The following is a 14,640-nucleotide window of genomic DNA, read 5'->3' on the forward strand; positions in this document are numbered from 1 at the left end:
CTCTCGTCCTCCACAGCACGAGAGCCTCCCGGGTTGTGCACGGGTTGCGCAGGGCACGTTCCGCGCGCCGCCCCGCGCACCTAGCGTCGGCGTGTGAGCGAGCAATCGGAGTCCGAGAGCGCGTCGCCGACGGTGGTCGTGCGTACGCCACGACGGCTCCGCCTGGGGCTCGGCGCGGCAGTGGTGGTGGCGCTCGTGGCCGTCTCGGTCACGGTCGGCATCGGCCTGCTGAGCCGGTCCACGGCGCCGGAGAGCATCGCCGTGACACCGGAGCCCCGCTCGAGCGGATCCGGGATCTCCGCGGGCTCGGTCTACGTGCACGTCCTGGGCGAGGTGGCGAAGCCCGGGCTGTACGTGCTCGATGACGGGGCGCGCGTGGCCGAGGGGCTGGCCGCGGCGGGCGGCACGCTGCCGACCGCGGATCTGGCGGCGGTGAACCTCGCGCGCCCCGTGGCCGACGGCGAGCAGATCCTGGTACCGGCCGTCGGCGCGGCCGGCGCGTTGCCGGGTCCGGGCGCCGGCGGATCCGGTCCGCCGGGCGGGGACGTTTCCGGCCCCGGCGCAGGCGGACTCATCGACCTCAACACGGCCGACGCCGCTGCTCTCGAGCAGCTGCCGCGTATCGGTCCCGCGCTCGCCCAGCGCATCATCGAATGGCGCACGAGCAATGGGCGGTTCACGAGCGTGGACGACCTCCTGGGGGTCTCCGGCATCGGCGAGAAGATGCTGGCAGGGATCCGCGACCTGGTGCGGGTATGAGCGCCTCCCGCCCGGTCGCACGGGCAGCGGCCCGGGGCGGCGTCGTGCCGTCGGAAGCCCTCTCCGATGAACCGGCTCTCCCGGTCGGGCTTCGGCTCAGGGACGTGCGGATGGTGCCGGTCGCCGTCACCGCCTGGGCGGTCGCACTGCTGGTCTCGTTCCTTCCCGGTGCCGCGGGAATCGTGATCGCGACGGCGGCGCCGGCCGCCGTGACCGCGCTCGCCATCCGCCGCTGCCGGACCCGCGCGGGCGGAGGGGAGCGGTGGTCACCGCGTCTCGCGAAGAGGACGGATCCGTCTCCTGAGGTTCGAGGAACGGCATCCGCGGGTTCCCGGCCGGGCTCTCCCCGGCCGGGCTCTCCCTCGCTCGGCGCGAGAACGCTCGACGCCATCGCCCGGGCGGCGCCGCTCGCGATCGTGTGCCTCGCCATCGCGGCCGCCATCGCCGGCGCTGCCGCCGCGGCGGCACCGGCCCGCGATCAGGCAGCGGGGCTGGCGGGGCATGCGGTGACCGCAGAGGTGAGCGTGCGGTCGCTGCCCTCGTTCGGTGCCGACGGCCGGCTGTGGGCCGATGCGGACACGCTCCGGCTCGGGCCGGGGGAGGATCCCGGGCCGCTGCAGGTGCCGGTGCGGATCGGGATCCCGCCCGACGCGCACGCCGCCACGCTGGGGCCTGGAACCGTGCTGCGGCTCATGGCGGAGGCGAAAGGCACGGATCCGGGCGAGCGCGCGGCGCTGGTGCTGTTCGCGAACGGCGACGTCGAGCAGCTGTCGCGCGGAGGCCCGGTCGAGCGACTCGCAGGGGACGTGCGCGCGGCTTTCATCGAGCGCAGCCAGCGCCTGCCGGAACCGGGTTCCGAGCTGCTCCCGGGTCTCGCCGTGGGCGACGTGCGCGCGGTGAGCGACGACCTCGACACGGCCATGAAAGCCAGCGGGCTCTCGCACCTGACCGCCGTGAGCGGCAGCAACCTCGCGCTCGTGGCCGCCGCGGGTTTCGGGATCGTCGCGCTGTGCGGTGGCGGCCGGACGACGCGCATCGTGGTGGCGGCTCTCGCCCTCGCCGGATTCGTGGTGCTGGTCACGCCGCAGCCGAGCGTCATCCGGGCCGCGGCCATGGCCGGGGTCGCCATGGCCGCACTGCTGCTCGGGCGTCCGCGTGCCGGCCTCTCGGTGCTGCTGCTCGCGGTCACCGTGCTGCTGCTCGCGGATCCGCGCCTGGCTGCGGCTCCCGGGTTCGCGTTGTCGGCCGCTGCCACCGCGGGGCTCATCGTGCTCGCCCCGCCGCTGGCCGCCGGGCTCGGGCGCCGGCTTCCTGGGCCGGTCGCACTGGCGATCGCGGTCCCGCTGTCGGCGCAGCTCGCGTGCGGGCCGATCATCGCGCTGTTCGCGACGCAGCAGTCGCTGGTCTCCGTGATCGCGAATCTCCTGGCGGAACCCGCCTCGCCGATCGCGACGGTGCTGGGTCTGCTCGCCTGCCTGGCCATGCCGGTCCCGCCGCTCGCCGACCTGTTCGCCGCCGCGGCGTGGCTGCCGTCCGCGTGGATCGCGCAGACCGCCGTGACCACGGCCGCGCTGCCGCTCGCGACGATCGAGGCCCCCGCCGGCATCGGCACGGCCTTCGCCGTGGCGGCGCTCAGCGCGGGCGTCTTCTGGGTGATCGTGCGGCGGCGACCGCTCCGCGGTCCATGGCGGGTCCTCGTCGGCGGCCTCCTGGCCGTGGCGATCGGTGCGGCCGCCGGCTGGGGCATCGTGACCGGCCCGGTCGCCCTGCTGCAGCGCCCCGCGGACTGGGCGATCGCGATGTGCGACATCGGGCAGGGCGACGCCGTGCTGGTGCGCTCCTCCGGACGCACCATGCTCATCGACACCGGTCCGGATCCGGAACCGCTGCGGCGCTGTCTCGACGACCTCGGGGTCACGCGACTCGACCTGCTGGTGCTGACCCACTTCGATCACGATCACGCCGGCGCGTCGGACGTGGCCGTGGGCCGGGCCGACGTCGTGCTGCACGGACCGGTCGACACGGCCGCGCACCAGCACCAGCTCGACCGACTCGAGCGCGGAGGGGCAGAGATCCTCGAAGCGGCGGCGGGAACGACCGGACGCCTGGGCGGGGCGGACTGGCGCGTGCTCTGGCCCCGCCGCGCCGAGAAGGTCTTCCCGCCGGGCAACGACGCGGGCGTGATCCTGCAGATCTCCGGTGGTGGCGTGCCGCGGAGCCTGTTCCTTGCGGATCTCTCGGCGACCTCGCAGGGCATGCTGCGTCGTCTCGCGCACCCGCACGACGAGACGGTCGTCAAGGTCGCCCATCACGGCAGTGCCGATCAGGATCCGCAGCTCTACGCGGATCTGGATCCCGCGCTGGCGCTGATCTCGGTAGGCGCGGGCAACGACTACGGGCACCCGCGTGCGAGCACCCTGGACATGCTGCGCGCCCTACGCACGCCGATCGTGCGGACCGACCAGCGCGGCACGATCCTCGTGTCGGAGGGGGAGGAGGGGCTGCGCGTCTGGACCCAGCGCCCCGCACCGACGGACAGTGGCCCGCCGGGCGGACACGCTACGTCGGCGCCGACCGAGAGCCCGACCAGGGGGCCCGCCACGAGTACGGGTCGCGCCGGGCAGCCGGCGCCGGAACCCCTGGCGACCTCGACAGCGCGGGCGCCGTGAACGTCCGCGCCCGCCGGTACGCTGGGGGTATGCCCGCACCGCGCTCGACTTCTGCCGCACGACGCGGAGGGAAGGCGACGAACATCCCGCAGGTGTCGTGGCGCGATCCCCGGCCGGCGCCGATCGTGCTGGTATCCGGTCCCGAGGAGATCTGCGCCGAGCGCGCGATCGCCGGCGTGCGCGCCTACCTGCGCGCCGAGGACCCGGCGCTCGAGGTCAGCGATCTGGTGGCCTCCGATTACGAGTCGGGTAGCCTGCTCGGTCTCGCCTCGCCGTCGCTGTTCGGCGAGCCGCGCCTGCTGCGCATCTCCGGCGTCGAGCGCTGCACGGACGCGTTCCTCGCCGAGGCCATCGCCTACCTCGAGCATCCGCAGGAAGGTGCCACCGTCGTGCTCCGCCACACCGGTGCGACCGTACGCGGCAAGAAGCTGCTCGATGCGATCCGCGCCGGCACCGGCGGCGGGATCGAGATCGCCTGCCCCGCCATCAAGCGCGATGACGAGAAGGCCGATTTCGCCGCGGGCGAGTTCCGCGCCGCAGGCCGACGCATCCAGCCGCAGGCGCTGCGCGCCCTGGTCTCCGCGTTCTCCGACGACATCACCGAACTCGCCGCGGCCTGCCAGCAGCTCATCAACGACGTGCAGGGCGACGTCACGCCCGATCTCGTCGAGCGCTACTACGGCGGACGCGTCGAGGTCTCCGCGTTCGTCGTCGCCGACACCGCGATCGCGGGGCGCCTGGGCGAGGCGCTCATCGCGCTCCGACACGCCCTGTCCTCCGGCGCCGATCCGGTGCCCATGGTCGCGGCGTTCGCGATGAAGCTGCGGTCGATGGCGCGGGTGGCGGGATCCCGGGAGTCGAACGCGGCGCTGGCCGCCCGCCTCGGGATGAAGGACTGGCAGGTGGACCGTGCCCGCCGCGATCTGAGCGGCTGGAACGAGCGCACCCTGGGGCTCGCGATCCAGGCGACCGCGCGGGCCGACGCCGACGTCAAGGGCGCCGCCCGCGACCCGATCTTCGCGCTCGAGCGCATGATCACGGTGATCGCGACCCGCACCCCGTACGGCGGCTGACCGCGGGTCCGCTGACGCTACGCGGGAACCCTCTCCGTTTGGGGCGCATTCTCACGTTTTGGGGCGTGCCAGGCCACGATTCGGTGGCGGTGTGCGCCCCAAACGGGGTAGCGCGCCCCAAAACCTGCTCAATTCGGACCAGAGGCCCGGACGCGGCATCCAGTAACGGGGAGGGACCCGGCAACGACGAAGGCCCGCCCCGGATCGGGACGGGCCTTCGGAAGTTCCGGCTCAGAGAGCGGAGACCTGCTTCGCGATCGACGACTTGCGGTTCGCGGCCTGGTTCGAGTGGATGACGCCCTTGCTGACGGCCTTGTCGAGCTTCTTCGACGCCGTCTTCAGCGCGGCCTCGGCGGCGGCCTTGTCGCCACCGGCGATGGCCTTGCGGGTGTTGCGGACGGCGGTCTTCAGCTCGCTCTTGACGGCCTTGTTGCGCTCGTGCGCCTTCTCGTTGGTCTTGTTGCGCTTGATCTGCGACTTGATGTTCGCCACGGATGGAACCTTCGTTCGAGTGATGGATGGTCATGCCGGCCTGGCGGTAGAGGGGCGCCTCCGGCAGCGTGCAGGGGTGGGACCTGACACGCAAGCCAATCACCGATCTTATCAGGGATCCGGTCCGATGCCGAACCGGCCCGTGCGTCCGGGATGCGCGCAGTCAAGACGCCCGCCACGTATCCGATGCCGAGCCGGCGACACACCTCGGACCCGGCGAATCCCGGGCGCGTCGCGTGCAGGGCGGCAGCAGTGGATGGTGCATGCTGGCGAAGGACCCGAAGGAGTCGTCCATGCCCGAACCCGTCACCGCTGACGTGCCCGCGCTCGATCGTGCCCTGCTGCGCCGGCTGCGCTTCTCCGCCGCGACGGCGGCGTTCCAGATCGAGGGGGCGAGAACCGAGGACGGTCGGGGCAGATCCATCTGGGACGACTTCGTCGACGCCCCGGGCCGGGTGCGCGACGCCGGCACGGCGGATCCAGGGCCCGACAGCTACCACCGCGCTGCCGAGGACGTCGCGCTGCTGGCCCGACTCGGCGTCGACGAGTACCGGTTCTCGATCTCCTGGGTGCGCGTGCTGCCCGACGGACGGCCGAGTCCGCAGGGGCTCGCCTACTACGACCGGCTCGTGGATCGACTTCTCGACGCCGGGATCGTGCCCACGCCGACGCTGTACCACTGGGATCTGCCGTCCCGCCTCGAGGAGGCCGGCGGCTGGCTGAACCGCTCCACCGCCGAACGGTTCGCGCAATACACCGAGGTGGTCGCCGATGCGCTCGGCGACCGGGTGCGGCAGTGGTACACGATCAACGAGCCCGTCTCCACGACTCTGCAGGGCTACGCGATCGGTGAACTCGCGCCGGGGCGCACGCTGCTCTTCGACGCGCTTCCGACGGTGCATCATCAGCTTCTCGCACACGGTTACGCGGCGCGGATCCTGCACGCGCGCGGTGCGAACAGCGTCGGGATCGTCAACAACCACACGCAGGTGCTGCCGGCATCGGACTCCGAGGCCGACCAGCAGGCGGCGTACCTCTATGACCTCATCCACAACAGGATGTACGCGGATCCGGTGCTGCTCGGCCGCTACCCGGACCTGGAGCCGCTCGGGGTGACGCTCCCGGTGCAGGACGGCGACCTCGCATTGATCAGCGCGCCCTGCGAGGTCTACGGCGTGAACTACTACAACCCGACGACGGTGGCGGCGTCGGCGGGACCGATTCCCTTCGACGTGGTGCCGACGCCCGGTGCCCCGGTCACCGGATTCGGCCCGCTGTGGCCGATCGTGCCCGAGGCGCTGACCGCGTTCCTGGTCGATACGAGAGAGCGCTACGGCGCGTCGCTGCCCCCGGTAGTCATCGCCGAGAACGGCGCCTCGTTCCCCGAGCCCGACCACATCGACCAGCCGATCGACGACGCCGCGCGCGTCGCCTATCTGCGCGGACACCTCGCGGCGGTGCTCTCGGCGATGCGCGCGGGCGTGCGCATCGACGCGTACACCGTGTGGTCGCTACTGGACAACTTCGAATGGGCCGACGGGTACACGCAGCGGTTCGGGCTCGTGCACGTCGACATGGACACGGGGCAGCGCACCCCGAAGGCCTCGTACGCCTGGTACCGCGCGCTCATCGAGGAGGCACGCTCATGATCGAACACCCCGGCACCCCTGCTCCGAGTGCAGGGAAGCGGGTCGGCCCGATCTGGATGACCCTGTTCACGCTCGCGTGGCTGGCGATCTGGACGGTCCAGCTCACCCCGATCCAGCTCCTGCTGCCGCTGCAGCTCGACACCGGCGCCCCTGGTGAGAACTGGATCGCCGGCGTGGTCTGGGCCGGCGTCGTGCTGTCGGTGGGCGGACTCGTCGGCATCATCGCGGCGCCCGTCTCCGGTCGATGGTCGGATCGCACCCGTTCACGGTGGGGACGCCGGCGGCCGTGGGCGATCGGCGGATCCCTGCTCGCCGCGATCGGGCTGGTGCTGACCGGCATGGTGGCGGGGCCGGCCGCCGTCGGCGGCGCCTGGATCGTCGTCTCGGTCGGGGTCTCGGTCGCCTCGGCGGCCCTCACCGCGATGATCGCGGACCAGCTCACCACCCAGCGCGGTGCCGCCTCGGCGGCGGCGAGCTCGGCCCAGGCGGTCGGCATCGTCGTCGGCGTGGGCGCGGTCGTCCTGATCGGCCTGAACGTGCAGCAGTCCTACTTCCTGATGGCGGCCATCATCGCCGTGATCGGGACCGGAACGGCGCTGCTGCTGCCGGACGCGCCGGCGCACGAGCTCGCGCTGCCCGCCCCGCGCACGGCCGCGCGCCGCGCGTCGTGGCGCGATCGCGACTTCCTGTGGCTGCTCGTGAGCCGTCTCGTCGTGAACATCGGCAACGCGTTCGGCACCTCGCTGCTGCTGTTCTTCCTGCTCTACGGCGTCCGCGTCCCGTCGGCCGCGGCCCAGGACGACCTGCTCATCCTGATCGTGATCTACACGGTGTTCGTCGTGATCGCGTCGATCATCGCGGGCATGCTCTCCGACCGCCCGTCGGCGAGCCCGCTGCGCCGTCGCCGCACCATCACCGCGGTCTCCGCGGTCGTGCAGGCGGTCTCCGGCGTGGTGATCCTGATCAGCCCCTCGTTCGAGATGACCGCGGTCGCCGCCGGGATCATGGGCGCGGGGTACGGCGCGTACATGGCGGTGAGCCTGGCATTCGCGACGGATCTGCTGAAGGATCCGGACGACCACGCGCGAGACCTCGGGCTCGTGAACGTGTCGGCGCAGCTGGGGCAGCTGCTGGGGCCGCTGCTCGGCGCCGGCCTCGTCGCCCTGGTCGGCGGATTCGGGCTGCTGTTCGGCGCCGCGGCCGTGCTGTCGGTCGTGGGCGCCGCGATGACCTATGCGGTCAGGGCGCCGTCTCCAGCGTCGCCAGTGCCAGCTGCAGCACCGCATTGAACACCCGGGGCCGCATCGCAGTCACCAGGTGCGTCGTGCGCGGCACGATGATGAACTCCGCATCGGGCGCGAGCCGGCGGTACAGCGTCTCGTGGGTGCGGAGCTGGTCGAACTGCCCGTTCACGAACCAGGTGGGCACCCGGATGCGGGGTACGGCGGCGATCAGATCCAGCTCGACGAGCGAGCGCAGCGCGTCGTCCTGCGTGGCCATGGCGTATCCGCCCGCGCCGAAGTCCTCGCGCGTCGAGGCGGGCAACGTCGCGTCCAGCACCTGCCGACTCAGCCACATGCCGCGATCCGGCATCGCGTTCAAGGCGCCCGCCAGCACCCGATAGGCGGCGAGCCCTGCGCCGCGGGGGAGCGCCGTGCAGGAGGCCCCGACGAAGCCGGCGATCGGCGGGGCCGGATCCGCCCCGGCGTACGCGGTCGAGAGCAGGCCGCCCATCGAGTGCCCCACCAGCAGCACGGGACCGGCGGCGTCGCGCACGGCGGCATCGATCGTGCCCATCGCCTCATCGAGGGTGAACGGCTCGTCCATGCGGGTGCCGTGACCGGGCAGATCGACGGCGACCACCGGATTGCCGCGCTCGGCGAGGAACTCCTCCTGCGCGCGCCACATCGTCGCGGAGGTGCGGATCCCGTGCACGAGGACCACGGACACCGGGGAGCGGCTCATGGCCGCCAGTCTAAGAGGTGCGAACCGACAGGATCCCCGTTCGCATGCCGTGGAATCGCGCCCCGGACGCCACCACGGAGATCGGGAGCGCGGCCTCGCTGCCAGCCGGCGAACGACGAAGCGGGGCCGGTGGCGAACCACCGACCCCGCTCCGCAACAACAGAGGGTGGTGCTTACTTCTCCCAGCCCACGTTCTCGACCGGCTGGACGCCGAATCCGTCGAGGCCCACGTAGGGCTCCGGGGTCAGGTTGGAGAGACCCTTCTTGGCGGTCACGATCCACGGACCGTTGTAGAGCGGAATGACACCCCAGGTCTCCTTGATGATCTCAGGCTCGAGCTTCATCGCAGCCTTCGTCCACGTCTCGGCCGTCGTCTGCGACTCCACCTCGCTCTTGATCTTCTCGTCGATCGCGGGCGTGCTCGTGCCGGAGAGGTTCAGGGAGCTGTCCGAGCAGTAGAGCTGGCAGAAGTACGCCGGCCCGAAGGGGTCGCCGTCCGTGAACTGCAGCGAGAACGCATCCCAGTTCTTCGTCGTGAAGTCGGTCGAGAAGTCGGACGAGGGGCGCTGCTCGATCTTGATGTCGATGCCGATGGCCTTCTCCTGCTGCTGCAGGGCCTTCAGCATCGCGATCGTGGTCGGAGAGTCGTTGTGGTTGGGGAAGACGACGGAAAGCTTGACACCGTCCTTCTCGCGGACCCCGTCCTTGCTCTCCTTCCAGCCCGCCTCGTCGAGGAGCTTCTTGGCTCCTGCGGCGTCGAACTTCAGGCCGGCATCCTTGAAGGAGTCCTTGTAGCCGTCCTGGAAGCCGTAGAGGTTCAGCGAGCCGACAGGCTCCTCCGAGTAGCCGAGCCCGTTCCAGATGACCTTCTTCATCTCGTCGATGTTGGCGCCCATGAAGAACGCCTGACGCACCTTGATGTCCTTGAACTGGGGCTTGGAGGAATCGACGATGAGCACCGTCTTCGAGGTGCGCTGTGCACGATAGGTGACGACGTCCTTCATGCCGGCGACCTGGGCGAGAGCGTCCTTGTTCGGCGTCTCGGCGGCGTCGATCTCACCGTTCTTGAAGGCGTTGATGCGCGCCGTCGAGTCCAAGCCGGTAAAGGTGACCTTGTCGAGCAGGGGCTTGTCGCCCCACCACTTCTCGTTGGGCTCGAGCGTCGCGCTCTGCCCCTTCGTGTCGTACTTGGTGAGCTTGTACGGACCGGCACCCCATTCGGGGTGCGCGTTCTCCACGTAAGCGGTGTTGAACAGGTCGGCCGAGTTGACCTTCGGGTTGAGGATCGTCGAGAAGACGGCCTCGGGCCAGGCGAACTTGCCCTTGAAGGTGACGACGACATCCTTGTCGGTGGCGCCCTTGGTCACCGACTCGATGTTCTTCCAGTTGTCCGTCGAGCTCACCTTGTAGGCCTCGTCGGTGCCGTTGTTCGCCTTCCAGGTGGCCTCAAAGGCGGTCCAGTCGATCGGCGTGCCATCGTTCCAGACGGCCTTGTCGTTGATCTTGCCGGTGATGACGGTGTTGCCGTCCTTCTCGCCGATGTCCCACTTGTCGAGGTAGGCCGGGTTGGGCGAGACCTTGCCATCTGGCGAGATGAGCAGGACCTGGGGCGTGTACCAGTTCGCCAGGCGAGTGGTGTCCGCCGAGGCGTCCGCCTGGAACGGGTTCATCTGCGGAGTGATCTCGTTGATGCCGAAGTGGACCTCGCCACCCTGCTTGAGGTTCTCGCGAGGCTGCGGGTTGTAGTCCGCGGTCTTGGTCTCAGCGGGCTTGTCTGTGCCGCCGTTGGAGCCTCCGGCCGCCGAGCAACCGCTGATGGCGATTGCCAGCGCCCCTGTGAGAGCGATGACGCCCCACAGCTTGTGCTGCCTTTTCATGGTTCTCCTTCGATGCCTTTCGGCGTTTTGGGGACAGGGGACAGTTAACCGGCGTGAACCGGAACCTCCTGGTACATCGACCCAACCGTTACCGTTCCGATGTCAACGGAGATCTCCGGCTTCAGCGCCAGTGGCAGGCATTCGCGTGCGAATCCGTGCCGTGAAGGACGGGGGCCGCGGTCTCGCAGCGGGTGCGCTGGTCCTCCGGGAGCATCTTGTACAGCGGGCAGCGCGACGTGAAAGAACAGCCGTCGCGGCGGTCTGCCGGACTCGGCAGATCGCCTTGAAGGACGATGCGCTCTCGGGTGCGCTCGATGTCCGGGTCCGGGACCGGGATCGCTGACAGCAGCGCCTGGGTATACGGGTGCTGCGGGTTGTCGAAGATCTCGTCAACGTCGCCGTGCTCGACGAATTCGCCGAGGTACATGACTCCGACCCGGTCTGCGATGTGCCGGACGACGGACAGGTCGTGCGCGACGAAGAGGTACGAGAGCCCGAGCTTGACCTTGAGCTCGTCGAGCAGGTTGATCACGCCGGCTTGGATCGACACGTCCAGCGCCGAGACGGGCTCGTCGAGAACGACGATCTTCGGGTTTGTCGCGAGCGCGCGGGCGATGCCGATGCGCTGGCGCTGACCACCGGAGAACGCGCCGGGGAATCGGCTCGCGTGTGCCGGGTCGAGACCGACGAGATCCATGAGCTCGTCGACGCGGAGATCCGCCTCCGCCCGGGAGACGCCGATCGCGCGCAGTGGCTCGGCGATCACATCTGCGACGGTCAGACGCGGGTCGAGCGCGCCCATCGGATCCTGGAAGACGATCTGCAGGTCGCGGCGGACGGCGCGCTCCGCTTTGCCTCCGTGCAGCGTCGACACCGGGGTGCCGGCGATCGTGATCTCGCCGTCGGTCTGCTTCACCAGATCCATGATCTGCAGCAGAGTCGTGGTCTTGCCGCAGCCGGATTCGCCGACGATGGCCATGGTCTCGCCCTCGCGGACGTCGAAGGTGAGGCCCTTGACGGCGTGCACCTCGCCGACCTTGCGCTTGAGGAACGCGCCCTTGGTGAGGGGGAACGTCTTTTGCATGTTGCGCACGTCCAGCGTGACGGGACGCTCGGCGCGCGGGATGCGGTCGAGCGCGCTTGTCGGCACCTCGGGCACGGGATAGACCGGCGTGCCGCCGATGCGACCGTTCTCGATCTCGCCGGCCCGAACGCAGGCGACCTTGTGAGCGCCGCCCTCAGCCGTTGCGATCGGAAGCAGCTCGGGTTCGCGCGTCCGGCACGCTTCGGTGGCGATCGGGCAGCGGGCCACGAACGGGCACTCGTCGGGGAGGCCGATCAGCAACGGTGGGTTGCCCTTGATCGGCACCAGAGGCTGCTTCTCGGCCTTGTCCACCCGCGGGATCGCGCCCAGCAGGCCGATCGAGTAGGGCATCCGCGTCTCGTGGAACAGCTCACGCACCGGTGCCTGCTCCACGGGCTTGCCGGCGTACATCACGAGCACGTCGTCGGCGGTCTTCGCGACCACGCCCATGTCGTGCGTGATCATGATGACCGCGGCGCCGGTCTCGCGCTGTGCCGTGGCGATGAGATCCAGGATCTGCGCCTGGATCGTCACGTCGAGGGCCGTGGTGGGCTCGTCGGCGATGATCAGCTTGGGGTTGTTCGCCATGGCGATCGCGATCACGACGCGCTGGCGCATCCCGCCGGAGAACTCATGCGGGAACGACTTCAGGCGGCGTTCCGGGCTGGGGATGCCGACGAGTCGCAGCAGCTCGATCGCGCGCGCCGTGGCGTCCGCGTGCGACATGCTGCGGTGCACCGTGAGCGCCTCGATGAGCTGGTCGCCGACGGTGAACACGGGGGTGAGCGAGGTCAGCGGATCCTGGAAGATCATCGCGATGCCGTTTCCGCGCAGCGTCGACAGCTCCTTGTCACTCTTGCCGACGAGCTCGATGCCGTCGAACATGATCGATCCGGTGATCTTCGCGTTCTCATCGAGAAGACCCATGATCGCGAGCGATGTGACGGACTTGCCGGAGCCGGACTCGCCCACGATGCTGAGTGTGCGCCCCGGCTCGAGGTCGAAGGAGACGCCCCGGACGGCGTCGACGCGCCCGGACTCGGATGCGAAGCTGACGTGCAGGTCGCGGACGGAGAGAAGAGGAGTGGTCATGCGCGGCCTCCCGCCGCCGAGGTGGGATCAAGGGCGTCGCGCAGGCCGTCGGCGATCAGGGCCATCGACACCGTCAGCATGGTCAGCGCGAGGGCCGGGAAGTAGAACGTCCATGGGGCACTCGACACCGAGTTCGCGCCGATTCCGATGAGGGATCCGAGCGAGACGTCGGGGATCTTCACGCCGAAGCCGATGAACGACAGGCCCGTTTCCGTGATCACCGCCCCGACCACGCCGAGGGTGAAGTTGATCACCAGCAACGAGCCGATGTTGGGCAGCAGATGGCGCAGCACGATCTTCATGCCGGGGACGCCCATGTATCGTGCGGCCTGCACGTATTCGCGCTCGCGGAGCGACAGCGCCATCGTCCAGATGACGCGCGCCGGGAAGAACCAGCTGATGAAGATCATCGCGGCCGAGATCACGCGCCAGTCGCCTCCGGCATTCGAGGAGACCAGGGCGAGGATCAGGAACGTCGGCACGACCATGAGGAAGTGGATGATCAGCAGGATGATCCGCTCGGTCGTGCCTCCGAAGTACGCGGCGGCGGTGCCGACGATCGCGGAGATCACCGTGGTGCCGATCGAGACCGTGAGCGCGATCATCAGTGAGCGCTGCAGGCCGACGGCGGTCTGCGCGAACAGGTCGCCACCGTCGGCAGCCGTGCCGAACCAGTGCGTGCCATCGGGGGGTGTCCCCAACGACGCGAAATCGAGGTAGATCGGAGTGAACTGCGCGATCAGAGGTCCGACGATGGCGAACAGCACGAGGAACAAGAAGAGGAAGACGCCGGCGACGGCCGGGCGGTTGCGCACGAAGCGCCGGTAGTAGAGCCGGAACGTGCCGATGCGCTTGCGGGGGATGCGCGCAGCGGTGGTGTCGGGCCCGACCGGGGGCTGGATGGTCGCGGAAGTCATGTCAGCTCACCCTCACTCGCGGATCGAGGACCACCACGGCGATGTCGGCGAGGATCGCACCGATCGCGGTGAGCACGGCGGTGAAAGCCGCGATGGCCACCACACCGTGCACGTCGTTCTTGCTGATCGTGTCGATGAAGTACCGGCCCATGCCGTTCCACGCGAAGATCGTCTCGGTCAGCACCGCGCCGGTGAACACCGTCGGAATGCTGAAGGCCAGCTGCGTCGCCACCGGGATCAGCGATGTCCGCAGCGCGTGCTTGCGGATGGCCTGCTGCTTGGTCAGGCCCTTCGCGCGCGCAGTGCGGACGTAGTCGGCCTTGATGTTGTCCAGGAGTAGGGAGCGCTGCAGGAAGTGGTAGCTGGAGTAGCCGATGAACACGAGCGCGACGGTGGGCAGGATCAGGTGCTGCAGGCTGTCGATGAGGACGGGGAAGAATCCGCTCACACCGTCGGAGCTGGATCCGGTGACGTAGAAGAGACGGAAGCCGACGGCGTTGTTGATGCTGATCGCGATCAGGACGATGCCGAGGGCCGCGACGATGATCGGAATGTTCATCGTGACGATCGAGATGCCCTGCCACACCCGGTCCGCGACCTTGTACTGCCGCGACGCGGTGTAGACGCCGACCGCGACACCGAGCACCGCGGCGATGATCGTCGCGCCGAGCACCAGCTCGCCGGAGACCCACATGCGGTATGCGATCTGGTCGTTCACCGACTGGCCGACGGGGCTGACACCCCAATTCCAGTGCAGCACGATGTCGGAGATCCAGGTCCACCAGCGCTTCAGGAGCGGGATGCTGTCATCGAGATTGCGCGGTTCGAGCAGACGCGAGATCTGGTCGTGCGACAGTGGCGGCTTGCGACCGACGTAGTTGCTGCGCGGATCCAGGAAGGCCCACGCGAGGAAGTACGTGACGTTGGTCGCCACCACGATCATGAGAAGCCAGCCGAGAGTTCGGCGCAGCAGGTACTTGATCAAGATGGATGTTCTCTCTCTTGTCACGGACGCCGCGCGGGATCTCCGACGCAGCGCTGGGTCGATGCCATATCAACACCA

Annotated in this window: 11 protein-coding genes; 5 read left to right on the top strand and 6 right to left on the bottom strand. The window is 69.6% G+C overall.

Annotated elements, in window-relative coordinates:
• Positions 1-93 precede the first annotated feature (93 nt).
• The 3 genes from ACFWCK_RS07235 to holA are packed head-to-tail and all read left to right on the top strand — an operon-like array spanning position 94 to position 4,501.
• Positions 94-759, top strand: coding sequence for a helix-hairpin-helix domain-containing protein (locus ACFWCK_RS07235; RefSeq protein ID WP_378805235.1), 666 nt, complete (start codon positions 94-96; stop codon positions 757-759).
• Positions 756-3,428 carry a ComEC/Rec2 family competence protein gene (locus ACFWCK_RS07240; protein WP_378805236.1) on the top strand — a complete coding sequence of 891 codons (2,673 nt, stop codon included), beginning with the start codon at positions 756-758 and terminating at the stop codon, positions 3,426-3,428. The genes ACFWCK_RS07235 and ACFWCK_RS07240 overlap by 4 nt, the downstream gene beginning before the upstream one ends.
• Before the next feature lie 29 nt (positions 3,429-3,457).
• A complete protein-coding gene (holA, locus tag ACFWCK_RS07245) occupies positions 3,458-4,501 on the top strand; it encodes a DNA polymerase III subunit delta (RefSeq protein WP_378805237.1) in 1,044 nt (347 codons plus the stop codon).
• A gap of 231 nt (positions 4,502-4,732) precedes the next feature.
• Here holA and rpsT read toward each other — a convergent pair whose 3' ends face one another.
• Positions 4,733-4,993 (bottom strand): 30S ribosomal protein S20, encoded by a 261-nt coding sequence (gene rpsT, locus ACFWCK_RS07250; protein ID WP_045270507.1) that lies wholly within the window; start codon positions 4,991-4,993, stop codon positions 4,733-4,735.
• Between the two features lie 293 nt (positions 4,994-5,286).
• Between rpsT and ACFWCK_RS07255 the strand changes: the two genes are divergently transcribed.
• Entirely contained in the window at positions 5,287-6,642 is a 1,356-nt protein-coding gene (locus ACFWCK_RS07255) for a GH1 family beta-glucosidase (RefSeq protein ID WP_378805238.1), read from the top strand.
• On the top strand, positions 6,639-7,931 hold the full coding sequence (locus ACFWCK_RS07260) for an MFS transporter (protein ID WP_378805240.1): 1,293 nt from the start codon (positions 6,639-6,641) through the stop codon (positions 7,929-7,931). The genes ACFWCK_RS07255 and ACFWCK_RS07260 overlap by 4 nt, the downstream gene beginning before the upstream one ends.
• Here the strand turns inward: ACFWCK_RS07260 and ACFWCK_RS07265 are convergent.
• The 5 genes from ACFWCK_RS07265 to ACFWCK_RS07285 all read right to left on the bottom strand — a co-directional run bounded on the left by ACFWCK_RS07265 (position 7,882) and on the right by ACFWCK_RS07285 (position 14,562).
• On the bottom strand, positions 7,882-8,607 hold the full coding sequence (locus tag ACFWCK_RS07265; protein ID WP_233309273.1) for an alpha/beta fold hydrolase: 726 nt from the start codon (positions 8,605-8,607) through the stop codon (positions 7,882-7,884). The two genes, ACFWCK_RS07260 and ACFWCK_RS07265, sit on opposite strands and share 50 nt — an antisense overlap.
• Before the next feature lie 173 nt (positions 8,608-8,780).
• Positions 8,781-10,484 (bottom strand): ABC transporter family substrate-binding protein, encoded by a 1,704-nt coding sequence (locus tag ACFWCK_RS07270; protein ID WP_378805241.1) that lies wholly within the window; start codon positions 10,482-10,484, stop codon positions 8,781-8,783.
• Between the two features lie 121 nt (positions 10,485-10,605).
• Entirely contained in the window at positions 10,606-12,660 is a 2,055-nt protein-coding gene (locus ACFWCK_RS07275; RefSeq protein WP_378805242.1) for a dipeptide ABC transporter ATP-binding protein, read from the bottom strand.
• Complete coding sequence (locus ACFWCK_RS07280; RefSeq protein WP_378805243.1) at positions 12,657-13,577, bottom strand: ABC transporter permease; 921 nt, start codon at positions 13,575-13,577, stop codon at positions 12,657-12,659. Before ACFWCK_RS07280 ends, ACFWCK_RS07275 begins: the two co-directional genes overlap by 4 nt.
• Before the next feature lies 1 nt (position 13,578).
• Positions 13,579-14,562 carry an ABC transporter permease gene (locus tag ACFWCK_RS07285; protein ID WP_378805244.1) on the bottom strand — a complete coding sequence of 328 codons (984 nt, stop codon included), beginning with the start codon at positions 14,560-14,562 and terminating at the stop codon, positions 13,579-13,581.
• Positions 14,563-14,640: the final 78 nt, after the last annotated feature.

The sequence above is a fragment of the Microbacterium sp. NPDC060117 genome (assembly GCF_042729315.1).
Taxonomy (GTDB): Bacteria; Actinomycetota; Actinomycetes; order Actinomycetales; family Microbacteriaceae; genus Microbacterium.

What these genes read in the sequence shown, in the direction of transcription:
- holA (WP_378805237.1), top strand. Translation starts at nt 3,458, where the DNA reads ATGCCCGCACCGCGCTCGACTTCTGCCGCACGACGCGGAGGGAAGGCG.
- ACFWCK_RS07280 (WP_378805243.1), bottom strand. Translation starts at nt 13,577, where the DNA reads ATGACTTCCGCGACCATCCAGCCCCCGGTCGGGCCCGACACCACCGCT.
- ACFWCK_RS07275 (WP_378805242.1), bottom strand. Translation starts at nt 12,660, where the DNA reads ATGACCACTCCTCTTCTCTCCGTCCGCGACCTGCACGTCAGCTTCGCA.
- ACFWCK_RS07255 (WP_378805238.1), top strand. Translation starts at nt 5,287, where the DNA reads ATGCCCGAACCCGTCACCGCTGACGTGCCCGCGCTCGATCGTGCCCTG.
- ACFWCK_RS07265 (WP_233309273.1), bottom strand. Translation starts at nt 8,607, where the DNA reads ATGAGCCGCTCCCCGGTGTCCGTGGTCCTCGTGCACGGGATCCGCACC.
- ACFWCK_RS07270 (WP_378805241.1), bottom strand. Translation starts at nt 10,484, where the DNA reads ATGAAAAGGCAGCACAAGCTGTGGGGCGTCATCGCTCTCACAGGGGCG.
- ACFWCK_RS07260 (WP_378805240.1), top strand. Translation starts at nt 6,639, where the DNA reads ATGATCGAACACCCCGGCACCCCTGCTCCGAGTGCAGGGAAGCGGGTC.
- ACFWCK_RS07240 (WP_378805236.1), top strand. Translation starts at nt 756, where the DNA reads ATGAGCGCCTCCCGCCCGGTCGCACGGGCAGCGGCCCGGGGCGGCGTC.